Below are 24,553 nucleotides of genomic sequence, written 5' to 3'. Positions count from 1 at the left end.
AATCGCACTCAAAAGCCATACCTCTCAGTACCGGACAGGACCAGGTTGACTTTATCTACCTGAAACCTGAAGCGATTGAAATATTACTTATTTGAGTCAAAAACGTGTGAACATGACAGGCATATAGGTTTATAATTGTAAGATATGATGAAACAGTTCCAAGCCAGGGGTAGTCGACAGAAATTTAAGCAGAGGTTCTATATTGCCTCAATCGTGTCCTTGGCTGTTGTTGTGGGCATTTTTACCTGGCTGTTTTTTTTATCAAAAGACCTCCCCTCTCTGGATGAGCTGGAGCGTTATGATCCAGATTTAATCACTCGTATTGTATCAGCTGATGACCAGGTTATTCAGGAACTGTTTACCACGCAACGCACACTGGTGAAATCGAATGAAATCCCACCCCACGTGAAAAAAGCACTCATTGTGACAGAGGATCAACAATTCTATGGCCATTGGGGAATGAACTTTTTCAGGACGGTTTACAACATTTCCCTGAATGTTTTTACAGGAAAAATTCATGGTGGAGCCTCCTCACTGACCCAGCAATTGGCCCGCAGTTTATATGCACGCATTGGCTTTAAGCAAACCTATCTGCGCAAACTTCGAGAACTGATCACTGCCATTCAAATCGAGCATACCTTTACCAAAGAAGAGATTTTGACCATGTACCTGAATACGGTGTATTTTGGACATGGAACCTATGGTCTACAGGCAGCCTCCTCCAAATATTTTAACAAACGGGTGGAGAATCTGACCCTGGATGAAGGGGCCATCCTCGTGGGGATGCTCCGCTCGCCGGCCTACTATTCACCAATTACCCATCCAGATCGATCCAAACACATTCGAAATGTGGTCATCAATAATATGTTTCGTGAAAAAGCCATCAATGCGGTGGAGAGAAATTATTATAAATCGCTCCCCATTGAAACCTATCTCCCGGATAGCGTGGATGTTGCCAATGTAGCTCCTCATTTTGGTGAATATGTGCGTCGTCAGCTTGAAAAAGAAGATGATGAACTCGGGGTCGATCTTTATCGAGATGGTCTGACCATTTATACCAGTCTGGATACTCGCATGCAGACTATCGCCAATGAGGTTGTAGCCCGTGAGCTGGAGCGGGTTCAGGCAATTTTTGACGCTCGTATGATGGATGAAAAATCAAAAGCCTTGGCAAATATTCTGGAAATACACAATATTGACCTGACGGTTGATACGGTTCGCTTGATGATTTCTGATTCTGTTGAAATGACGCATCAGATTGAGGATTTATTGACTGTTCAAGCCCAATTGATTTCTCTTGATGTGGAGACGGGTGAGATACGAGCCATGGTTGGTGGAAAAGATTTCAGCAAATCAAAATGGAATCGGTCGACCCAGATGAAGCGTCAACCTGGTTCATCCTTTAAGGCCTTCCTGTATACAGCAGCCATTGACAACGGCTACCCTGTCACAACCACCCTCTTAAACCAGCCTGTTGTCATCAAGCTGGGGACAAATGATTCCACGGATTGGCGCCCAAAGAATTATGATTTAAGCATGGGCGGCGAAACCACCATGAGAGAAGGGATTCGACGCTCACTCAACTTGATTGCAGTCCGCACGATCCAGGAGCTTATTGCACCAGCAGCTGTAGTGGAAAAAGCTCGGGCCATGGGTATTACCACCAGATTGTATCCTGGCGATGCCCTGGCTCTAGGGGCCTCAGGAGTTTACCCAATTGAGATGGCAGCAGCCTATGCTGTATATCCTCGGATGGGAATCTGGATCGAGCCCCTGGGAATTCTATCAGTCCAGGATCGCTTTGGCGGTGTCCTGCGAACCTATAAACCTGAACGCAAGGAGGTTTTAGGACGTGGAACATCTTATGTAATGCTGTCGCTTCTGGAAACTGTGGCCAATCGGGGAACCGGGGTAGGTGCAAGAACCAGATTTGGATTCCATGAACCTGCTGGTGGAAAAACTGGGACAACAACTGGGTTTACAGATGCCTGGTATGTCGGATTTACCACTCGCTTATCCACGGCGGTCTGGGTTGGTATGGATTCTCCCTCAATTAGTCTGGGTCCCGGAATGGCTGGATCCGCACTGGGAGTTCCCATCTGGGCGCAATATATGAAAGCTGTTTATGATAGTCTGGATTGGGATCGTCAGGAATTTGAGGTTCCTGAAGAGTCTGTTGTATTTGCCAATGTCTGCTCTGAAACACATAAGTTGGCGACCCAGTATTGCACTCCTGAGCGCGAGGTATTCTTACCTGGAACTGTCCCCACCCAGCATTGCGATGTTCATGGGAATCGTTCCAAACCAAAAGTTATCGACTTTTAAATAATCAGTTACCGTTGGGAATTGTCCTGTTTTTCTCCAGGCGAGGATTCGAATCCTCGCCTGAAGAAAAATGAATTATCTGAGGATGTTTTCTAAAACGAGAAGTGTTTGATTGATTCACCCTGCTCAGCAATATGGGTCATGGCCTCGATGCCAATATCCAGGTGCATATCTACATATTTCTTGGTGACACTTTGGTCCAGAGCTTCAGTCTTGATGCCATCAGGAACCATGGGGAGATCGCTGACCAGCAACAGGGCTCCACGGGGGATGTTATTGGCTAAACCTGTGATAAAAATGGTAGCCGTTTCCATGTCAATACCGATACACCGTGTTTCGCGGAGATATTCTTTAAATTCCTCGTCATGTTCCCACACTCGGCGGTTGGTCGTGTACACGACTCCTGTGCGATAATCAAGGTCCTTCTCAACCAATATCTGTGAGATGTATTTGTGGATCTTAAAGCTAGGCATTGCCGGGACTTCGGGTCGGAGATAATCGTTACTGGTTCCTTCGCCTCGGATGGCAGCGATGGGGAGAATAAAATGGCCCAGATCGGTGGATTGTTTTAGACCGCCACATTTTCCCAGAAAGAGAACACCATAGGGATCGATTGCTGAAAGCAAATCCATAATGGTCGCTGCATTTGCCGAGCCCATTCCAAAATTTATGATACTTAAGCCATCCTGATTGGTAGCCACAGTCATACTGCGATCTTCGCCAAAAATAGGCACCTCAAAGCGGTGTGCAAACTTGTCCACATAATTTTTAAAATTGGTAAGTAATATTCTATCCCCGAAGGCTTCTGGCTCCACCCCGGTATAACGGAAGATCCAGTCTTTTACAATTGCTTGTTTTGTATCCATGCCGTTAATCTAACCTGCTTCGCTCTTGTCCAAAACAGTTTGCTCAAATTGTCGTTGCTTCCAGCATTCATAGATTCCATCCATGGATCATTATTTCAATCGCAGTCTGTGACCCCGAATAAGGGCAATTTGGTTTTGGAAAGAGCCTATATGTGGAGAACAAAAGTCTTGTCATCAATGGCACCTGCGGGGAAATTCGAGGACATGCCCAAAAATCCAAAATATTACTTTCTATCTACTCTCCTGTACCTCTTGGTAGTGTCCTGCACTTCCCATGCTGTTATTTCTCCAGAGCCCCTGAAGCCTGAAGAAACGTACAAGGGTGTGGTTCTTTCAGCTGAAAATATGATTCCACAATTTGTCTTCAGGAAGGGCATGGGACAAAAGATGGATGCTGGTATTCGCATTGGTATGCTCCCTGTTCACGGAAGCGGTGTGGATGCAACCTTTTTGCTCCGAGATGAGGGCAGCAGATTGCATACAGTTAATTTTGCCGCGACCTATGCAGAGCAAAGTTCTTTTGGAGCAACCTACTACAATGTGTCCAGAAAAGATCGAACCAAAACCGTGCGGCGAGATGGAAAAGTTTTCAAGCAAACTGAAGTTGATGCATTTAATTACGGCTACATTGGGCTTCGCTATAATTATATCCCTTCAGGTTTCTGGGGGGACAAGGTTCATCTCTTTGGTTTACTTTATGGAATGAATTTTAGAAAGACCTGGGGTCTGGAGTTTGGATATTTCCATGATTTCTCAGGTCGAACTCCAGTTTCTGATCTGGGGTTCAATCCCAAGTACGCCCCGCTCTCAGGGATTTCCATGCGAGTATGGTTTGGTCAGTTAATTAAAATTTGAGACCCTTATATATCTATATCACTAATATATCTCATTTTCATGTCATCCAGAATGCTTCAGGCAATAGCCTTGAATTGGTTCTGAGCTAGCTCTATATTTGATGTTTAACCATAGAAATTCGAGCGTTTTCAAAAGCTCTTATTTTTTGCTATAAAAATTTTGTACTGTGAAAAGACTAATTGAGGTCCACGATTAAATGAATACTAAGGAGTATACCATGAAACGATTGTTCTCTAACGGATGGGTTCTTGTCCTCGTCATGCTACTGGCAACTGGTGCCTTTGCAGACCGGAAGGTTGCACCATCAGCTGCTTGTGATCTGTGTCTGAAGACAGCGGCCGATGGAACATTGGCTGTAAACTGGAACGCTGAGACAATCCACAATTCATCGCTCCGCGATGAAGAAGCTGTATATCATGATGGCTCCTTCGAAGGTCAAATCGGCTGTGGTGGAGGCTGTGGCTTCAGTGTACGTTTCACAGCAGAAACCCCCATCTTCCTCACTGGCTTGCAGCTTTATACCCAGGGTGGAGATGCTTTTGCCGCAGTTGTCAGCATCTATACTGATCCTGCCTCTGCAGTTACCGGTCCTCCAACTCTCCCCATTGGCCCATATGATGGCACCGCGCTTTGGGAATCTGAACCCATGGATCTCACCACTATTGATGATCCAACCTCACAATTTGATATTGTCCTGGACAATCTGGTTCTGGATGCTGGCGACTACTATGTTGTGGTCTGGGAAAATGCTTCTGGCTTCCTCGGGATTGCCAGTGACTTGCAACCAAATTATTTAGATCGTAACTGGGCATACTCCGCCAACGGTTGGGAAATGATCAATGATGCCGTAGGTGGTGATCCTGAACTCGTGGGAAATTTTGCCATTTCTGCGACATACATCCCCCAGGAAATTGAAGGCTCCTACATGACCGTTGATACGCGGAATATAAACTTTGGCGTTCTCCAGCTCGATGATGGAGCAGTGACTGCAGATGTCACCATTGGAAACATCGGTCTGGACCCCTTTGATGTAACAGCCATAACCATTGATGGAGTAGATTTCTCCACAACACTGGTAACTCCTGTAACTGTCCTGGCAGATTCATTTGTGGTTTTTGATGTAACTCTGACTCCTTCTGCTGAAGGTGCCGTAAACGGAACGTATACCATTATTTCAGATGCAGACAATGTCACCGAGATTGTGGTGAATGCCTCTGCCATGGTATTCGACGGGTTTCCAGAATACATGGTATGGAATCCTGCCAGCTCCATTAGTGGACCAGCCTTCGTCACCGCCTTTGGTGAGCTGGGCTTAACTGCTATTGAAACTCCTGATTTGTTCATTTTTGGTGATCCGCTGGATGCAGAATATTCAGCTATCTTTATAACTCTTGGTATATACGCGAACAATTATGTCCTCCAGGATAGCTCTGAGGAAGTGATGGCCCTCATGGCTTTTGCCGATGCAGGGTATCCACTTTATATGGAAGGTGGCGACACCTGGGCATTCGACCAACAAACCGTCCTTCATCCCTACTTTGGTGTTGATGGTATCGCAGATGGAGGAGCCGATTTAAGCTCAGTCATGGGTGCGAATCTCCTGGCAGGAATGGACTATCCATATGCTGGTGAGAACAGCTTTATGGACCATCTTGCACCGCTCACTCCAGATGCTCAGATAATTCATGTGAACCCTGCCGATGGTGAGGGTTGTGGAATTGGGAACCTTACTCCAACCATGACTTCAATTGGTACTTCTTTTGAATTTGGTGGATTGACTGATAGTATATCAACCAAGACAGAACTGCTTTCAGAATATCTTGATTTCTTCGCAACACCTTATACTGACATTAGACCACCCGTTGTCTCTGGTGTAACCCAATTCACCTTCACCCTAGACACGGAAGGTCCGTATGCAGTCGAAGCCTATATCGCTGATAATGTTGAAATGGATTTTGCCATCATTTTTTACAATGTCAATGGTGGTGCTTTTTCAACAGCATCTATGAGCGAATTGGGTGATGGTATGTACACCGGTGATATCCCTGGACAACCCATTGGTAGCACTGTTGGATATTACATCCAGGCTTTTGACGCCGAAGGTAATGAAGGCTTTTCTCCTGAAGGTGCTCCAGATGAACTCTATTTCTTTGATGTCGTCTCTCATCTTCCCCCCATGTTTGTGGAAGCCGTCTCTGGTCTTGATGGAACCATCGAATTATCATGGTTGGCACCAGGCACCGAAGCTCCACCCCTGGTGGAATGTGCCGATTTCCCCATCCCTTCACTCCCCTTCAATGCAACAGGTACAAATCTGGGTATGGTCGATGATTTTGACGTGACTTTTAGCGATGGAGAAGATGTGGCTTATCAATTGAATGTGATGGTCCCCTCCACCTATACCATCACGCTTCAAAATGGCACAGACTATGACTCCAAACTGGAAGTTTTCTTTGACGATTGTATCACGAGCACTGGCTACTACAATGACGATGCTGGCAATCTCCAATCTGAACTTGTTGATGTTTATCTAGATCCCGGTACCTACCTGGTCGTTGTAGATGGTTTTGGTGGAGCTACTGGAAATTATACACTTGATATCTTTGAGCAAGTCGCTCGTCGACAATCAGTCGTTGTTGCGAAAAACGATCTGAGGTATGAGCTCGATAAACTGCATACCGCTGGAATTGAAATCACATCAGGCATGCTGAGCTCCAGCCCAAATCGTTACTATCTACGTGAATTACGTGAATTGACCAATTTTGGTATCTATCGCAGTGAAGCATCACCCGTTCTCATTGAAGCCGGGAATCAAGTAGCAGTTATTGATACGCTGCCAATGGCTTACACGGATTTTCCACTGGCAAACGGCGTCACATACTATTATCGAGTCACAGCAATTTACGATGATGGTGAAGCAGCTTCTTCACAGGTTGAAGGTGTCCCAATGAATCATGAACCCATGATGCCTACCGGGCTGATGGGTACTGTGGTTGAAAATGATATCTTTTTGGAGTGGCATGCCAATACTGACTATGACCTCGCAGGCTATTATGTCTACCGTGATGGTGAGTATGCTGCTACGGTCACAGACACGACTTACACAGAAAACCTGATCGATGGGGCTTATCAGTATGTGGTATCCTCATTCGATACGGGTGGTATGGAATCTGATGTTTCTGAACGTGTTCAGGTTCTGGTTGGTGAAGTTCCCCCAAGTGAACTTCGTGCTGATGGCTACTTTGATGATCACATCGAATTAACCTGGAGAGTACCTGGGAACCCGGCACCACCCCTCATGCCTTGTGCTGATGAGTTGATCCCATCCCTCCCATTTGTTACCAATGGAAGCACAGTTGGTATGGTGGATGACTTTGATGTCAGTGGAACTGATAACGAAGATTATGCCTACCAGCTCTTCATGCCTCAAGATGGCGCGATTGACATTACCCTTTGTGGACCAAACATCGATTATGATGCAAAGGTCGAGATTTTCAATGGCGATTGTGATGTTATTTTATCAACTGGTTATTATGATGATGATGGTCCTAACTGTCCAGACAATCCAACCTTGATTGGACCCTCTGAAATCCTGGGAGCCTTTCTTCCCGAAGGTGTTTACTTCATCGTAGTGGACGGCTTCAGCACCAACGCAGGTAATTATGATCTTACTGTAACAGAATCAGAAACACAAAGACAGTTCACACCTGCGACTACTCGGGAAACCCTGAAGAAGCTTGTGCTCAACAATGAAATGTCACGCATGGAAGCTGATGCCATCATTGCCGCAGAAGAGATTACTCCTTTCGCTCCAGTCTTTGTTGAGTATGCAGACTCTCAGAACGACTTGCGAGATCTGCGAGATCTTACTCATTACAATGTCTATCGTGATGGCAGTGTCATTGGTACAACGACCGAGACCATCTATAATGATGCCGTTGAAGAGGATATGCCCTACTTCTATCAGGTCACAGCCACTTATGACAATGGTGAAGAATCTGCTCCTACCAATCTGGTTGAAGCACGCGCCAATATGGCACCTGGTCCTCCCACCAACCTCAATATTGAGGATACTGGTCATACGGTTACCATGACCTGGCAAGATCCACTGTTTAATATGGATGGGTCCCAATGCTTTGACCTTGAAGGTCTTGAGATCAAACGGAATGGCAACATGATTTCTACTGTGGATGTTTTTGAGTGGAGCTTTATGGATTTCGCCTTACCAGATGGACATTATGTCTACGAAATTTCTGGCTTTGATGAAGTCCCCAATCACGGTGCCTCTGTTTCTGCTGACGTCTGGGTCGGACCAAAACCTGTTATCGTTCAGGTCCTTACCGATGGTTATCCCTACGAATCTTCATGGAACATCTATAATTCCAGCAGCAACATCGTTGCCAGTATCGCGCCCGGTGATTTGGCTGATGCAGGCGTACTCTACGAATGGGCCATTGCTCTGGATCCTGGAACCTATCTGTTCGAAATGCTGGACACATATGGAGACGGAATCTTTGCTCCAGGGTACTATCAGGTCATGCATGGTACCAACATCCTGGTTGGACCTGGTGGTGATTTTACTACCCAGGAAATCACTCCCTTCGTTGTCGAATCGACCATTCTCATGGGTGATATGGATGGGGATGGATTCCTGAACATTCTGGATGTCACCCGCTTTATTGAAATCGTGACTGAAACTGGTGATGCTCCCACATTTGATGAATTGGCAATCATGGATATAAATGGTGATGGTACCCACAATATCCTGGATGTTGTCCTCCTGATTGAGGCAGTCCTCAACACAGGTGGACTTGCCAAAGACGCGCCGATAATTGAGGACATCACAGCCACAATCGCTCCCCTTACATTGACCAATACTCGTGAATGGCAGAATATTCCCGTCACGGTGGATTGCTTTGAGATGGTAGCTGGTTTCCAGGCTGATCTGATTTTCGATCCCAGCATTGTCGAACTGGGTACACCTGTTCTGGCTGAGGGAAATGAATCCGTAGGTGTTTTCTCATCTGTGAATGGCAATACCATGCGCGTTCTGGGTATTGATCTGGCTGGGAATATGATTGATCTGGCTTCTGGTCTGCTCATGAATGTCCCGGTTCAAGTCATTGATGAAAATGCAACAGGCGCTCTGGATTTTGATGTTGAGGGTCTGATCATTTCCGGTCCTGGCGGTGTGGAAATCGTCGCGGAATGTCTGGTTAGTATCATTGATATTGGTCTGCCAGCTCCAACCGAGTTCAGTTTAAAGCAGAACTATCCCAACCCCTTCAACCCGACTACCAACATTCGCTATGATCTGGCTGAGAAGGGGAATGCCCATCTCGTGATTTATAACATGTTGGGTCAGGAAGTCCGCTCCCTGGTGAATGGAAGTCAGGATGCTGGACGATATGAAGTGATCTGGAATGGACTGGACAACTCTGGGCAACCAGTAGCCACGGGCATTTATATTTATCACTTACAAGCTGGCAGCTATTCCAATACCATCAAAATGGCCTACATCAAGTAGGACTCATTTTGCAGGGGCTTCCCCTGAGTATATATCAAAAAAGGCGAGGATGTACTCCTCGCCTTTTTTTGTTATTTGATTGAAAGGGGATCAATCAGACTTACCTGGAGGAAAGTTTATTCCTTAATAAGCCCAACCACGCTCCTCAGAAATGCTGACACTTAAGCTGTCTCTGATATTGTCAGGCTCAAACCAGGCGAACATGACTGTAACCTTGAGATAATCTGGTAGGGAGGTGTCCAGGGGGGCAACACCATCAAAGGGGTCATCCACTCCTCTGACTGTTGTGGTGCGATAGCCCTGCATCCCATCCAGGGTGATGGGGACTGAATATTCAGGCATGCTATCTTGAATTGTGAAATAATCCATATCAACTGCAATAGCCATACGGGTAGCCATATTAGTCCAGGCCAACTGATCGCGCCTACCGGCATCGGCTTCCCAGCGAACGTGATTGTAAATCTGGTATGAGCCCACAGCAACCACAGAGAGCAGGACGGCGGACAAAACAACCTCAACCAGGCTATAGCCATTATTCTTGTTTGAATTTAAATGTTTAGCTAATCCCATAACTTCCCACGTCACGACTTCCCCATCATGAGATTCATATCAATTGAACGTTGTGCTGAAGCAGAAAAATTGATCCGGAAGCGCAGACAAGTCAGAATGCAATTCCCTCCCCGCAGAAGCGGGATTGCAAGTACTCTATAGCAAGTAATTGTTTTTTCAATACCTCGATGTCAATTCATGATGATCCCGTAATCATGATCGTCGTGGAACTTAGAAAAAATTGTTTCCCATATCTATCATTAATTTGAAGGGAAGTTTCCAGAAAAACTACTTCCTAAATGTTGGATAACTCACCTCAATTCTTAGGTTAAATCATACACATCTAAATTGCTTTCGGACAGCAGAGCCTCAAGTTATTGAAATTCTGACAATAGGAACATCTCTTCAATGAACAATGCAAAAACTCTTAAATGGGGGATTATGGGACTTGGAAACATCGCCCATACAATGGCCAATGTCCTCAAGATAACTCCTCAGAATCAGCTCGTTGCCGTGGCATCGAAGTCACATTCCAGAGCAGTAGCATTTGGCAAAAAGTACTCGGTTAAGCATGTATTCACTTATCAGGAGATTGTGAATAGTTCAGAAGTTGATATCATTTATGTGGCTACCACCCATAATTTCCATTTTGAGAATGCCAAGTTAGCTCTGGAATCCGGAAAACATGTGCTGATTGAGAAGGCCTTTACCGTCAACTCCGTGGAGGCCCGGGAACTCGTGAACATCGCCCGATCCCATCATCTGTTTTTAATGGAAGCCATCTGGACCCGATTCCTGCCCAGTGTGAATATGATAAAAGCTAAAATTGTAGAATCAGAACTTGGGGAGATTAAGCAAATCAATATTTCTTATGGTGGCTTTGTGGGTCCAGATTATGAAAAACGACTCAATGATCCAGATCTGGCTGGCGGTGTTACCCTTGATATGGGTATTTATGCCATCTCCTTTGTCTGCTATATCCTGGGTGAATTACCAGTTGAGATAAAATCCATGACACGTTTCAGCGAGTCAGGTGTGGATGAATTATCAAATTACATGTTTAGGTTTCCCTCAGGCTGCCTGGCTAATATAAGTACCAGCTATAACTTGAAAATGGTGAGTGAAGCCATGATTTACGGATCTAAAGGTTACATTAATTTCCCAAAATTTTCAGGTGGATCGCAATTTACCCTTTTCAGACATGACGGTAGCAATGAGATAAAGGATACTCTGGAGGTTCAGGGAAATAACCATGAGCAGGGATTCATATATCAGGTCCTGGAGGTTGCCCGCTGCATCCAGTCCGGCGAAATAGAGAGTCCCATTATACCCCTGAATGAGACTGTTGCCATCATGGAAATCATGGATACCATGCGTAAGGAGTGGGGTTTTTGCTATCCCTTTGAGTAGGAAGTCGATTACACCTTTGTAAATCTCATCCAGTCAAATCTATTGACTACCCCGCCTTTGGAAAGTCCTCCAGCAGGTTCACCTTGATCTCCTAAATGATTACATATCTTGTGTAAAAAGTTCTTGCATCTTGTATTGTATTGGTGTTATAGTAATGTAGAACACCAAAAGAGGTGAAAGAAAATGAACTTTGATCAAAAAACACCGATCTACCAACAACTGGCTGAGTCTATTCGCCAGGACATACTCTCAGGGGCGCTTCCTGCTGAAACAGCAATCCCCTCAGTCAGACAAATATCTGTCGAGTATGGCCTGAATCCTCAGACCGTTTTAAATGCAACCCAATTACTGATTCAGGAGGGTCTTTTGGAAAAAAGAAGAGGACTGGGCATGTTTGTCCAGAAAAGTGCTCGCAAACAGCTTAATCAAAGCGCCAGCGAACGCTTTAAAAACGAAACTATTCAGGCTTTGGTTCAGGAAGCTCAATTGCTTTCCATTTCCCAATCTGATCTCATCGAACTTATCCAAAAGAATTACGGGGAGGGAGTATGATGTCTGCCCTTATTGAATTAACGAATGTCAGCAAATCCTATGGTGATCTTAAAGCACTTGATGGTGTCAGCATCCAGATTCCACCTGGAAGAATCGTCGGTCTCGTCGGTCCCAATGGCGCAGGTAAAACCACCCTCCTGAGAGCCATCACCGGCGAGTTGGATTATCAGGGCGAAGCAAAAGTGCTGGACTTTGAGCCACGGACTCAACGTGCTGCACTCATGGAAAAAACGGGAGTTATTCATGATATAGCTGTGCTACCATCTTGGATGAAAGTCAAAGAGCTCCTCAGTTTCCTGGAAGGAATTCATCCCGGGTTTCATCGCGAAAAAGCAGAGAGCTTTCTGAAATCCACAACCATATCAATGGATAAAAAGATCAAGTCCCTGAGCAAGGGGATGAAAACCCAATTACATCTTGCGGTTACTCTGGCTGCAGACACCAATTTACTCATCCTGGATGAGCCCACCCACGGCCTGGATATCCTTTTCAGAAAACAACTGTATACCAGCGTTTTGGAAGATTACTTCGATGAAGAAAAATCCGTTCTCATCTCTACACACCAAATCGAAGAGGTGGAGCATATCCTCTCTGATGTCATTTTTATCAACAGAGGTAAAATCCTGCTCTACGCCAGTATCGATGAGCTGAGCCAGCGATTTACCCAGATAACCGTTCCAGCCGATCAGGTAGAAGCGCTGAGAGAACAACTCAAACCGATAAGCGAGTACGGTATCCTTGGGCGGAGAGTCTTTTTACTTGAAAACACTGAGAGCAAAGCGTTGGTCGGTCTGGGTGAAATCCAGACACCCTCTGTCGCTGACATATTTGTCGCTCTTATGGGAGGTGAGTCATGAAACAGTTATTGGTTCTTTTTAAACGTGAATGGCTGGAATGGCAAAGGGTCATCATCGGAACCATCCTGGTCATCACCTTTCTAAACCTGCTCATGTTGCTGTCGGTATCCCGTGGATCAGACTTTTTCCATGAAAAATTGGATCAGGAAGGGCATATCATATTAGAGGATTTTCAATTCAATGACGATGAAGAAGTTGATCTGGATATCCGCCTGAATGGAAACGATCTTGAGATTACCATTGATGGGAAGGACGCTCCCCGCAGTGTTGAAAAGATGCTCAGTAAAGTCGCCGTGCCTGTTGCCTTCGGTCTCCGTTTTGGAATGATGGGCACCTTTGCATTCATCCTTTTCCTGAGCATGTTCTACTTTTCAGATGCCATTTACAAGGAGCGTGCTGACAACAGTACCCTCTTTTATCGCAGCCTACCTGTAAATGATCATATGCTTCTCGGCTCCAAAATAGGTGCTGGACTTGTCGGTGTGATTGGATTAACACTCTTCCTTTCGCTGGAATATCTCATGTTCATTCGAATGGCTATCTGGATCATGGGTGAACCCTTTTCTTCTCTGGCTGGTTTGATCTTGAGTCAAATATCCTACTTCAGACTTATCTGGGATTGGTTTGGCTATCTCATTTTTGCAGCCATCCACATGGCACCACTTGCCCTGTTCCTGATGCTGGTGGGAACCTATGTGAAAGGACGCCCCCTCCTGATTGGAATCGGTGCACCCATTCTTCTGTCAATCAGCTGGGCTATCATATTCCAGAGTGCCGCCCTGTTAAAAACCATCGGGAAGTTTTTCTGGGGTTTCAACCAGGTCATTATCGATCAATGGGAAATCATGGAAAAAGGGTTCGATTCCGATATGGCTATATACGGGAATTTTTGGGCATATATCTTTAATATGGATACAGCTATTTCTGTTTTGGTATCCGCCTTGCTTTATTATGGCATATGGCACGTGTATCGCAAAAACATACCAACAGGATAGAATCCTGGAACTTTGGAGAAAGAGAAATTATTATGAAAACTAGAACTGCTTTAATCCTTGCAATTATTTTAGGTCTTTTCACCTATACCCTCCCCCTTTATGCAGGTGATAAGGAATATCACATAGAGGAAAAAACGGTCATTGAGATTCCGGTCGTGGGAAAAATATCAACCTCGACCTCAAGCTATCTCTCAGGTTGCAAGCTAAAGGAAGCTACCACTGTCAAGATGCACAATGCTCTGATCAAGATGGTGAGCGATTCAGATGGTAAGCATACTGATGTAGTTCTATCCAACCTCTGTGATGAAGTTCAATGGCAATATGATCAAGAATCTTCATCATATGAGTCACTTACTTTCCAAGAAATTCGTGACCAGAAATCCCAGCAAAAAGAAGAACATGAAACTCATATTGATATGGCGTCAGATCAAAATGATATAGATCAGCCCGGGGAAATGGTAAGAGAAATTCTGGGCTATGAGAAAAATATTAATGGCCAAAAAGCTAGAAAAGTCGTCACGACTATACATCCCGAAGATTCTAAGGTTTATGTAGTTATTGAAGAATACTATACCTCAAACTCATCTGCCTTATCCAAGATCACCAGAGCCAGAGAAGATCTTAGTCTCAAACTGGGTTATGAAGAGGATCATATTGAAGGTGTTCCCTCCCTTGTGAATGTGATATATAACGATATGAAGAGAGATCGGGAATGGTCTCGTCCAGAGGGTGAAATTGTCAGATTTGTTATTCGTCTCCTGGATGGTGATGATGATGACGTGTTCACCATGAAGTATGATGTCCTGGAAGCAGAGACAGCCAGCTATCAGGAGGATCATTTTGCCTTGAAGTGAGTTAGTGGTTCAAGAATTAAAACGCAGAAAGTAATACCCTTGACTTGAACAAATGGCATATTCATTGCCGAAATATAGAGCACAAGAAGTGAATTGGATCGGTTCACTTCAACGATATAAAATGACACCTATACCGATCCCCAATTGCAAGAGGGTTAAATCTCATGGAAAACATATCATTCATTCAACGGATTGTGAATTTATTCTTCACGCCCAGCCAGGCTTTTGAGGGATTCTCTGACGGGGTTTCCTACAAGGATTGGCTTTACCCACTGCTTATTGTGACGGCTGGAATAATCGTTTTGCCTTTATTTTATCGAGATATCAGCCTCGATGAGGGCGAATCTCGAATCAATCAGGCCATAAACTCAATTGAAAATAACGCCGATCTACCTGAAGAAAGAAGGACCGCAATCCTTGATAAAATGTATGGAGGTCTCGATAAAATCCAGGACTCACGAGACAACCCCCTGGCTTTTCGCAACATGTGGGGCTATGTATTCATTCCAGCTATGATTTTTGTCATGGCGGCCTTCTTTGCAGCAATTTTGCTTCTGGTTGGCAATTTTGGTATGGGCGGGAAAATCAAATTCTTCCAGATGTTTACCATGGTGATGCTAACATATCTCATCAGCGGCAATGGATTCTTTATGAACATGATTCCCGGTGTTGGAACCCTGGAACTCATGATCAAAACTCCCCTCATCATCATGAAGGAATCTTCAAGTCTCACATTAAGTCCTGGGCTTATGTTTGATGAGATTGACACCTTCCTCAAACATTTTCTAAATCAACTCGACATATTTAGAGTCTGGGGTATGGTGGTAATGGGATTTGGGTTCGCCAAACTCTATAACAAACCGACAGCTACTGGCATGATGGCTGTTGGATTTCCCTGGCTCATCCTCGTCTCAATTGGAGCAGCCCTCATGAAAGCCAATTCAGTGGCTATGGGCTAAGAACCCATTTCAATAACATACAAATCAATAAAATATATGATAGGAAATTCCATGCGCTCAAACACAATCGGGTCTTTACTCATCCTTCTGGTCAGTCTAGCTGGCTATAGTCAATCAAACTCGCCCATTACTCTGGATGATTGCATCCGCATCGGCGTAGAAAACAATCAATCTCTAAGAATAAACCGCTTTGAAACGGATCGAAGTGTCTCACAAGCCAAAAGCAATATCAGTATGGTTTTACCCGTGGTTAATTTTTCAGTTTCAGGCGGCAGTACAGACCTGGCAGGACTTGGTTGGAATGATGGCTATTCCTCCTCACTCTCCCTCTCGCAAAATATCTGGGATGGGGGTGCCTGGTGGAACACACTCAAATCGGCCAAAGTTGCCCAGGATGCAGCTTCAATTCAGTATGACAGCTATGAGGTCAACACCGTTTACCAAATCAAAGCAGCCTATTATAACTACCTTTCAACCCAACAATTGCTGGATGTGTACCGTGAGAATCTCACCACCAGTGAATATCAGCATCAGTTGACTCTTGAAAGATTCAAATTGGGTGCCGCATCACAGAATGACACCCTGAGAACTCGGGTAAATATTGAACGTGCCCGGCTTCAGATTGTAAATGGAGAAGTTGATCTCCAATCACGATCTCGAAATCTCAATATCATCCTGGGCCGCGAAGCAAATGATCCCCTCACTCTGGCAGAACCTGTGTGGGAGGCAGTTGTAGTCCCGGGAGTCGATCAAATCATGGATGAAGTGCTTGCCTCCAATCATTCCTTGAAACTATTGGAACAGAACAAAGAGATTATGGCTTACAATGTAAAAATTGCCAGATCCGGGTATATGCCCTCCTTAGGGATGTCGGCAGCATACGGAAACAATGGCGCTACTTCATTTGGTGATGTTTTTGGAGAGAGTACCTCCTCTAAGTCTGTCGGGCTTTCCCTCAATTGGAATCTCTTCAACGGTACACGAACAAGTCGGGGGGTTGAACAAGGGAAGATTAACGCCAAACTAGCCATGGAAAACTATGATCTTTCTGAGAGAAATCTCCGCAAAGAGCTCACACAAACCCTGGAGCAGATGGATGCCTTGAATGAGTCGGTGACCATCTCTCAACTCATTCTAACTGCATCTGAGCAGGATCTTCTACTGGCACAGGAACAATACAAAATCGGGTCGCTTTCCATCCTGGATGTATTGAGAATCACCGCAAGTTATGAGGATGCAAAATCAAATTTAATCCGCACCCAGCATAATTTAAAGGTCGCTGAAGCTGGTTTACTTCAGCTCATGGGAAAGCGCTAAGGGGTAGTTATGTCTAAAAAGAAAATCATAATTATTGTCCTCGTAGTTATTGTAATCGGGGTCGGTGGCTTTTTTGCTGTGAAGAAGGATCAAGGCAACAATAAAGAGGTTCAGTCCGCAAAAGTGGAGCGGGGGCAGGTCGTTCACAAGGTTGCTGCTTCGGGAAGAATTCAACCTGTTGTAGAAGTAGATGTCAGCGCCGATGTAGCAGGTCGCGTGATTCGCATGGCAGTCAAAGAGGGTGATTGGGTTGAAAAGGGTCAGTTCCTGGCCCAACTCGATGCCACCCGCTATAAAGCAGATGTAGATCGCGCCGAACAGGTTCTGGCATCCTCGGAAGCCTCACTATCTCTCGCAGAATTAGAAAAGAATCAGCAATACGAACTGTTTCAAAAGAAATTGGTGAGTGAACTTATTTATCAGGGCGCCCTGGTTCGTTATCAGCAGAGCTTGTCAGCCAAGAAGCAAGCTGAGGCGTCTCTGGCTCAGTCGCAAGACAACTACAATAAGACCATGATGTTTGCGCCCATGTCGGGCACGGTTACCCTGGTAAACAAAGAGGTGGGTGAAATGGCTTTGGGCTCTGCCTTTAGTCGTGATATCATCATGATTATTGCTGATCTGAATGAAATGGAAGTTCTTGTGGATGTGAACGAAAATGATGTGGTTGACGTCTCACTTGGTGATACGACTGAAATTGAAATTGACGCCCTGCAGGACACCATGTTTCAGGGAATCGTCACAGAAATTGCCCACAGCGCACAGAATACGGGGGGCGGAAGTCTTGATCAGGTTACCAATTTCAAAGTACAGATTCGTCTTTTAGATCCCCCCAAAGAAATCCGGCCAGGTATGTCAGCAGCAGTTGATATTCGTTCGGATGTGAAAAATGATGTGCTCTTTGTCCCCATACAGAGCATCACCATGCGCAAACCCAAGCAACTCAGAGAAAAACAGGATAAAGAACTTTCAAGAGCTGACAGCAGCATGAATATGCCAGATGAAGATCTTGAGCCTGTAGAAGTTGTTTTTGTAGTGGTGGAGAGTGAGAACGGTAAGGGCAAGAAAGTCATTCAAAGAGAAGTGGTAACGGGAATTATTGGGGAGCGTGATTTTGAAATTATCGCTGGCCTGGAATTGGACGATGAAATTGTCACAGGTCCCTACAAGGAAATCAGCCGCGGATTGAACGATGGCGACATGGTAAAGATAACCAAGCGTAAAAAATTCAATGCCGACGACATGAAGAACTGATAGGTAGAGCAATAAGTTGAACATTACTCTCACCAATATTTTGAATCGTCATCCCGAGCGGAGTCGAGGGATATGAATCCATGAAACAGGGTCAAGTATACATTCTTGAATGTGCTGATAACTCATTATATACTGGAGTAACCAGTAATCTTGAATACCGACTTTACCAACATCATGAAGGATACTTCCAAGGATATACGCATAGAAGACGACCGTTAAAATCTTTATGGAATACTAACCTGATGGATATTCAGGATGCCATTATGTTAGAGAGACAGATAAAAAATTGAGATGCGCTTCATTTGTTATCTATCTGTAAAAATTCCAGTAGCAGTAATAATCTGTCCCTCGACCAAGCCTGTGCTGAGCGTGGCGGAAGTACTCGGGATGACAGAAGTTGAATCAATCATGAACCCTGACCTAAGTCGAGTAAATATATGTCACTAATCCAGGTTAAAGATCTATACAAAATTTATCAGATGGGTAACTCTGAAGTTCGAGCCCTTGATGGGGTTTCAGTATCCATTGAGCAGAATGAATATGTATCCATTATGGGACCATCAGGGTCAGGTAAATCAACCCTTATGAACCTCCTGGGATGTCTGGATACTCCCACTTCAGGGGAGTTTTTTATGGATGGCATAGATGTGGCCACCATGGGTGATGATGAGCTGGCCCATATCCGCAATAAGAAAATCGGCTTCGTTTTTCAAACTTTTAATCTGCTCCCCAAATCTACCAGTTTGCGAAATGTTGAACTGCCCCTCATTTACAATGGTGAAATTAAAGCATCCGCTCGTCGAGAAATGGCCATTCAAGCCCTCACGCGAGTCAACCTGGGTGATCGAGTCAACCATAAACCCAACGAGCTGTCTGGAGGGCAACGTCAACGGGTCGCTGTTGCCAGGGCCCTGGTAAACAATCCGGCAATCATCCTGGCAGATGAACCTACTGGAAATCTTGATTCAAAAACCGGTGAAGAAATTATGGTTCTTTTTGATGAGCTCCATAAGCAGGGCAACACCATTATTCTGGTTACTCATGAGGAACATATTGCAGCCCATGCTTCCCGAGTCGTTAGACTCCTCGATGGCAAAATCGCAGTGGATGAGGCAACCCCGCGAGGTAAGAAAAAGTGAGGCATCCACTTTTTATGACGAGAAATAATGACTGTCATCCCGAGCCTAGACAAGCTCAGTTAAGTTTAGAACCCCGAAGACTCCTCATATGAAAAGTTTCTTCTGGGAAAATTTACGTATCGCTCTGGCCGAATTATGGAGTCATAAAACGCGGTCAATACTCACCGGTACAGGAATTGTCATTGGGATCATCGCTGTTTCCCTCATGTCCACCTTGATCAATGGAGTTGATGGCTTGTTTGAAGACAGCATGAAATTCCTGGGTCGAGGAAATCTTTATGTAGAAAAGTGGCCCTGGTTTGGTGATGAAGACTGGTGGACATTGCGCAATCGTCCACGTATTGATCTGGATATGGCTGATGAAATTAAAGAACGCTCGCAGTATGCCCTGGTTGTGGCAGCAGAGCGAGGCCGGTCGGCCAATCTTAGCTATAAAGAACTATCCGCGGATAATATTTATATCCATGGAGTAACAGCAAACTATCCTGAAGTCTCCACTGTTGATGTTGAATTCGGTCGGTTTTTCACCGAGTCTGAAGATAGAACTGGTGCCCAGGTTGTCTTACTGGGGTCTGAAGTTGCCAAGACTCTGTTTCCCCAGGAAAACCCTGTGGATAAAATGATCTTTGCTGGCTCCAAGCGCTTTAGAGTTATTGGGGTCCTCGCTGAAATGGGGAAGTTCATGGGTGCTTTTTCCAATGATACCCAGGTCATCATTCCCCTCGCAACTTTTAATAAGATTTTTCATGGTCCCTGGGGGCGCAGGAGCATCACGGTCAAAGTCCCGGAACACCTCGTAGAAGAAGCTAAAGAAGAACTACGAGGTGTTGTCCGGGTATTGCGGGGGCTCAAACCTGAGGAAAAGGATGATTTTGCCATCAATCAGCAAAATGCCTTCCGACAGACCTACCAGGGTATCAAGCTGGCTATCGGTGGTACGGGCATGATTATCACTGCCCTCTCTCTCCTGGTAGGTGGAATAGGTATTGCCAACATCATGTTCGTATCAGTAAAGGAGCGCACGCGAGAGATTGGTGTTCGAAAGGCACTGGGTGCCACCAGGAGTCAGATACAGGGACAATTTCTCATTGAAGCCATGGTCATCACCGCTTCTGGAGGTCTGGTGGGATTAATCATCTCCACCCTGATCAGCATGGCTATCAGTAAATTCTTATTCCCTGCTACCATGTCATTTGGCGTGGCCTTCATGGCTATTGCGCTAAGTGCTATCGTGGGCTTGTTCGCTGGTCTGGCTCCAGCCCGAAAAGGGGCAAAACTTGATCCTATCGAAGCCTTGAGATACGAGTAGAAGAGGTAGTGAAATCGTTATGAGCCATAGTATTCCAGATCGTCATCCCGAGCGGAGTCGAGGGATATCTAACATATGAAACGGGGACAAGTTTACAGATTAGAATGTTCAGATTCGTCATTGTATACTGGGGAGACCAGCAATCTCGAGGTTAGATTGGCACAACACCATGAGGGAAGTTTTTACGGTTTCACCCATTCAAGAAGACCAGTTAAATTGCTCTGGAATTCGGATATGATGGATATTCAAGATGCCATCCTCTTAGAGCGACAGATAAAAAATTGGAGTGAGCAAAAGAAAAAGGCTCTAATAAGCGAGGATCGGGATACGCTTCACTTGTTAGCCAGATGTAAAAACTCCAGCCACAGCAATAACTTCTCCCTCGACTCCGCTCGGGATAACGAGGATGATTAGCCATGTATATCAGAACAACCTTTAAAACCTTAAATGACGCCTTCTTTATGGCCTTGGAAGCGATCAAGGACAACCTGCTCAGATCAATTCTCACTCTACTGGGTATCGTGATTGGCGTTTTTGCGATTATTGCAGTAATGACTGCCATTCGTACTCTGGAGTCCTCCATTAACACGGGCTTAAATGTGTTTGGTTCAGACGTGATCTTTGTGCAAAAATCGCCTGTAATTCAGATGGGAGATCATAACAGTCGACGGAAATATTGGCGCCGCCCCAATATCACCTATGATATGGCACTCGAATTAAGAGAGCGTATGATGGGCGCTGAATTTGTGAGCGCTCAGGATGGGACAGGCGGAAAAACTATACGGTTTAAAAAAGAATCGACCAACCCTAATGTTGGTGTTCAGGGAGTTGATGAGTTTGGGCTGGAAGCGCTGAATCACAAGCTCGACTATGGCCGTAACTTTATCCCTGAGGATATCGAATACAATCGCCGGGTTGTTATTCTTGGTACAGATGTCATTCAAAAACTATTTCCCTTCCAGGATCCCATCAACCAGTCCATTAGCATCAATGGAATAAGTTTTGATATTATCGGTGCACTACAACGCAAGGGGGAGATGTTTGGCCAAAGCCAGGATAATTTTGTCATTGTCCCAATTACCACTTATCTCCAGTATTATGGAAGCCGCTGGACTTCTTTGGGTATTTCCATAAAAGCTCCAGATGCTGAGAGTTTTGATCTGACCAAAGAAGAAGTTATTGATCAAATGCGTATCGTTCGTGGCTTGGGTCCTGAAGATGAGAATGATTTTGAGGTCACCTCAAATGATGCCCTCATCGATACATTTGGCTCTTTCACTGCAGGAATAAAAATGTTCGCCGGAGCAGTAAGTGTGATTGCTCTTGTTGTGGCTGGAATCGGCATTATGAATATCATGCTGGTTTCAGTAAGTGAACGCATCAAGGAAATTGGTGTCAGAAAGGCCATTGGGGCAACACGGAATAACATTCTGTTCCAGTTTCTATTGGAAGCCGTTTTTCTCTCCTTAATTGGCGGTGTTATTGGCGTTCTCCTGGGGATCGGTGTGGGAAATATGGTGACTCTGGTATTCAAAAACGTGGCACCGGTTATCCCTATCGACTGGGTGTTTATTGGATTGGGAGTCTGTTCTTTTATCGGGATCGTATTTGGTATATACCCTGCCTATAAGGCAGCAGGTCTGGATCCCATAGAATCACTGCGCCATGAGTAAAACTAATCAAAATAAAACGAAGGAATAAAATGAGTAAAATTATTGGGTTTGGTGAAAAGGTTGATGGCTACAATATCCCTGTATTAAATGAGCGGGAAATACGAGCTGCTGCAGGTCTTCTTTTTCTGGTGATGTTATTTTCAATTCAAGCTGCTGGTGGTGCTGGTAATTTTACGCCAATTAAGTACGCCGTTACCTTTTTTCTGACAGACATGTTGATTCGCGTTTTTATCAACCCAAGATATTCCCCAACTCTTATTGTTGGTCGTTTGATAGTGAGGAATCAAGTTCCAGAATATGTTGGCGCACAGCAAAAGAAATTCGCCTGGTATATTGGAATTGGCATGGCCATAGTCATGTTTGTCCTCATTGTACTTGTCAATTCATATAGTCCCATTACTGGTCTGATCTGTTTCATATGTCTCATATTTCTATTCTTTGAATCAGCATTTGGCATCTGCCTGGGATGCAAGGTCTATCCATGGATTTACAAGGAGAAAGCACAATATTGCCCTGGAGAAGTCTGCGAAATAAAAGATCGGCATGAAATTCAGAAAACATCCAGAGTACATTGGTTGATTCTCTCTGGTTTTGTTGTTTATATGCTGCTGACCATTCAATTATTTAATGATTTTTACAGCAAACCGCCCTATGATCTGTTTGGGCTGAGCAGTCACTCCCAAGTGGAAGAGTAATAATAAAAAAGCCCTCACTGTTTGGTGGGGGCTTTTTTTATTATTACTCCCAGGTTGGGATTCGAATCCCAACCTGGAATTTTTATCATAGTCTAATATGCTTTGGCAAAAATCACCTGCTGCGTGCTATCGTCGCCAGTATACACACACTTTCCTGAGGCTTCGGGTTGCTCAAAAGGAATACAGCGGATGGTTGCTTTGGTTTCATTTTTTATCTTTTCTTCAACCTCAGCAGAACCATTCCAATAGGCTTTGATAAAGCCACCCTTGTTTTCCAGGGTTTCCTTAAAGTCCTCCCAGTTTTCCACAGTATGGGTGTTGGCTTCACGGAAATCCAGGGCACGTTGAAATAGTTCCTGTTGAACAATGTCCTGCTGATCTGCCAGGAATTTCACAAGCTCAGTTAATTGGATAAAATGTTTCTCAGAGGAATGCCTGATGACGACCACGGCATGTCCCTTCTCAATATCCTTGGGTCCAATCTCAACCCTCATGGGAACGCCGCACATTTCCCACTCATTAAATTTAAAACCAGGTGAACTCTTCTCATCATCATCCACATGGACACGAACTTCAGCCACCTTCAAATCAGCGACAATTTCGTTGACCTTATCCATGACAAGTTCTTTGGTATCTTTGCGAAAGATGGGAATGATTACCACCTGATAGGGAGCCACTTTGGGAGGTAAAATCAAGCCTTTATCATCACCATGGCACATGATAAGACCACCAACCAGGCGGGTGCTGACACCCCAGCTTGTGGCATAGACAAACTCTTCCTTGTTGTCTTTGTTCTGAAAGGTCACCTCAAATGCTTTGGCAAAATTTTGCCCGAGATAATGACTGGTACCTGATTGAAGCGCTTTAGTATCTCGCATCATAGCTTCAATTGAAAAAGTATTTATTGCTCCGGCAAATTTTTCGGATTCAGTCTTCTGACCCGTGATCACTGGCATGGCCATGTAATCTTCAGCAAAACGGCGATACACCTCAAGCATTTGCAAAGTTTCTGCTTCAGCCTCTTCTGCCGTGGCATGGGCAGTATGACCTTCCTGCCACAAGAACTCAGTCGTGCGTAAAAACAAACGGGTGCGCATTTCCCAGCGCACAACATTGGCCCATTGATTAATCAGAAGGGGCAAGTCTCTGTATGAGGAAATCCATTTCTTGTACATGTGCCAGATAATGGTTTCAGAAGTAGGACGAACAACCAGGGGCTCTTCCAGTTCTTTCCCACCGGCATGAGTAACCACAGCAACTTCTGGTGCGAATCCCTCAACATGTTCAGCTTCCTTCTGGAGGAAGTGTTCAGGTATAAACATGGGAAAGTATGCATTCACATGACCCGTGTCCTTAAACATTTGATTCAGGATAGCTTGAAAATTCTCCCAGATCGCATATCCATACGGTCGTATAA

General features: G+C 44.8%; 20 protein-coding genes. 17 read left to right on the top strand and 3 right to left on the bottom strand.

The genetic code is table 11. The features are described from left to right. Positions 1 to 144 precede the first annotated feature (144 nt). The gene (locus ISR87_09650) at positions 145 to 2,325 is read left to right on the top strand and encodes a PBP1A family penicillin-binding protein (protein ID MBL7025710.1); all 2,181 of its coding nucleotides are present in this window, start codon (positions 145 to 147) and stop codon (positions 2,323 to 2,325) included. 92 nt (positions 2,326 to 2,417) lie between these two features. On the opposite strand, the gene ISR87_09645 is transcribed toward ISR87_09650, so the two are convergent. Then, positions 2,418 to 3,191 carry an AMP nucleosidase gene (locus ISR87_09645; protein MBL7025709.1) on the bottom strand — a complete coding sequence of 258 codons (774 nt, stop codon included), beginning with the start codon at positions 3,189 to 3,191 and terminating at the stop codon, positions 2,418 to 2,420. Between the two features lie 150 nt (positions 3,192 to 3,341). Between ISR87_09645 and ISR87_09640 the strand changes: the two genes are divergently transcribed. Together ISR87_09640 and ISR87_09635 are read left to right on the top strand one after the other, a co-directional pair. Beyond that, on the top strand, positions 3,342 to 4,046 hold the full coding sequence (locus ISR87_09640) for a hypothetical protein (GenBank protein MBL7025708.1): 705 nt from the start codon (positions 3,342 to 3,344) through the stop codon (positions 4,044 to 4,046). Positions 4,047 to 4,263: 217 nt separating this feature from the next. Further along, positions 4,264 to 9,573, top strand: coding sequence for a T9SS type A sorting domain-containing protein (locus ISR87_09635; protein ID MBL7025707.1), 5,310 nt, complete (start codon positions 4,264 to 4,266; stop codon positions 9,571 to 9,573). Positions 9,574 to 9,696: 123 nt separating this feature from the next. Here the strand turns inward: ISR87_09635 and ISR87_09630 are convergent, their stop codons facing one another. Continuing rightward, a complete protein-coding gene (locus ISR87_09630; protein ID MBL7025706.1) occupies positions 9,697 to 10,158 on the bottom strand; it encodes a prepilin-type N-terminal cleavage/methylation domain-containing protein in 462 nt (153 codons plus the stop codon). Positions 10,159 to 10,530: 372 nt separating this feature from the next. Between ISR87_09630 and ISR87_09625 the strand changes: the two genes are divergently transcribed. The 14 genes from ISR87_09625 to ISR87_09560 all read left to right on the top strand — a co-directional run bounded on the left by ISR87_09625 (position 10,531) and on the right by ISR87_09560 (position 23,136). After that, the gene (locus ISR87_09625) at positions 10,531 to 11,532 is read left to right on the top strand and encodes a Gfo/Idh/MocA family oxidoreductase (GenBank protein ID MBL7025705.1); all 1,002 of its coding nucleotides are present in this window, start codon (positions 10,531 to 10,533) and stop codon (positions 11,530 to 11,532) included. A gap of 183 nt (positions 11,533 to 11,715) precedes the next feature. Next, on the top strand, positions 11,716 to 12,084 hold the full coding sequence (locus ISR87_09620) for a GntR family transcriptional regulator (GenBank protein ID MBL7025704.1): 369 nt from the start codon (positions 11,716 to 11,718) through the stop codon (positions 12,082 to 12,084). Next, positions 12,084 to 12,941, top strand: coding sequence for an ABC transporter ATP-binding protein (locus tag ISR87_09615; protein MBL7025703.1), 858 nt, complete (start codon positions 12,084 to 12,086; stop codon positions 12,939 to 12,941). The genes ISR87_09620 and ISR87_09615 overlap by 1 nt, the downstream gene beginning before the upstream one ends. Continuing rightward, entirely contained in the window at positions 12,938 to 13,936 is a 999-nt protein-coding gene (locus ISR87_09610; protein ID MBL7025702.1) for a hypothetical protein, read from the top strand. The genes ISR87_09615 and ISR87_09610 overlap by 4 nt, the downstream gene beginning before the upstream one ends. A 32-nt stretch (positions 13,937 to 13,968) precedes the next feature. Continuing rightward, positions 13,969 to 14,790, top strand: coding sequence for a hypothetical protein (locus ISR87_09605; GenBank protein MBL7025701.1), 822 nt, complete (start codon positions 13,969 to 13,971; stop codon positions 14,788 to 14,790). Between the two features lie 164 nt (positions 14,791 to 14,954). Then, positions 14,955 to 15,749, top strand: a complete 795-nt coding sequence (locus tag ISR87_09600; GenBank protein MBL7025700.1) for a YIP1 family protein — start codon at positions 14,955 to 14,957, stop codon at positions 15,747 to 15,749. A 51-nt stretch (positions 15,750 to 15,800) separates the two neighbouring features. Beyond that, positions 15,801 to 17,066 (top strand): TolC family protein, encoded by a 1,266-nt coding sequence (locus ISR87_09595; protein ID MBL7025699.1) that lies wholly within the window; start codon positions 15,801 to 15,803, stop codon positions 17,064 to 17,066. Positions 17,067 to 17,075: 9 nt separating this feature from the next. Next, a complete protein-coding gene (locus ISR87_09590) occupies positions 17,076 to 18,320 on the top strand; it encodes an efflux RND transporter periplasmic adaptor subunit (GenBank protein MBL7025698.1) in 1,245 nt (414 codons plus the stop codon). Between the two features lie 80 nt (positions 18,321 to 18,400). Further along, positions 18,401 to 18,610 (top strand): GIY-YIG nuclease family protein, encoded by a 210-nt coding sequence (locus ISR87_09585; GenBank protein ID MBL7025697.1) that lies wholly within the window; start codon positions 18,401 to 18,403, stop codon positions 18,608 to 18,610. A gap of 147 nt (positions 18,611 to 18,757) precedes the next feature. After that, positions 18,758 to 19,459, top strand: coding sequence for an ABC transporter ATP-binding protein (locus ISR87_09580; GenBank protein MBL7025696.1), 702 nt, complete (start codon positions 18,758 to 18,760; stop codon positions 19,457 to 19,459). A gap of 88 nt (positions 19,460 to 19,547) precedes the next feature. Continuing rightward, positions 19,548 to 20,768, top strand: coding sequence for an ABC transporter permease (locus tag ISR87_09575; GenBank protein ID MBL7025695.1), 1,221 nt, complete (start codon positions 19,548 to 19,550; stop codon positions 20,766 to 20,768). Between the two features lie 75 nt (positions 20,769 to 20,843). After that, positions 20,844 to 21,182, top strand: a complete 339-nt coding sequence (locus ISR87_09570) for a GIY-YIG nuclease family protein (protein ID MBL7025694.1) — start codon at positions 20,844 to 20,846, stop codon at positions 21,180 to 21,182. A gap of 2 nt (positions 21,183 to 21,184) precedes the next feature. Then, a complete protein-coding gene (locus ISR87_09565) occupies positions 21,185 to 22,441 on the top strand; it encodes an ABC transporter permease (protein ID MBL7025693.1) in 1,257 nt (418 codons plus the stop codon). Positions 22,442 to 22,470: 29 nt separating this feature from the next. After that, positions 22,471 to 23,136: a DUF4395 domain-containing protein gene (locus tag ISR87_09560; protein MBL7025692.1), complete on the top strand. Its 666-nt coding sequence runs from the start codon at positions 22,471 to 22,473 to the stop codon at positions 23,134 to 23,136. Positions 23,137 to 23,228: 92 nt separating this feature from the next. Here ISR87_09560 and ISR87_09555 read toward each other — a convergent pair. Beyond that, the coding region (locus ISR87_09555) for a proline--tRNA ligase (GenBank protein ID MBL7025691.1) at positions 23,229 to 24,553 on the bottom strand (1,325 nt) is incomplete at its 5' end.

The sequence above is a fragment of the Candidatus Neomarinimicrobiota bacterium genome (genome assembly GCA_016784545.1).
Classification (GTDB): Bacteria; Fidelibacterota; UBA8477; order UBA8477; family JABMPR01; genus JABMPR01.
This window is presented reverse-complemented; position numbering and strand designations above follow the sequence as displayed.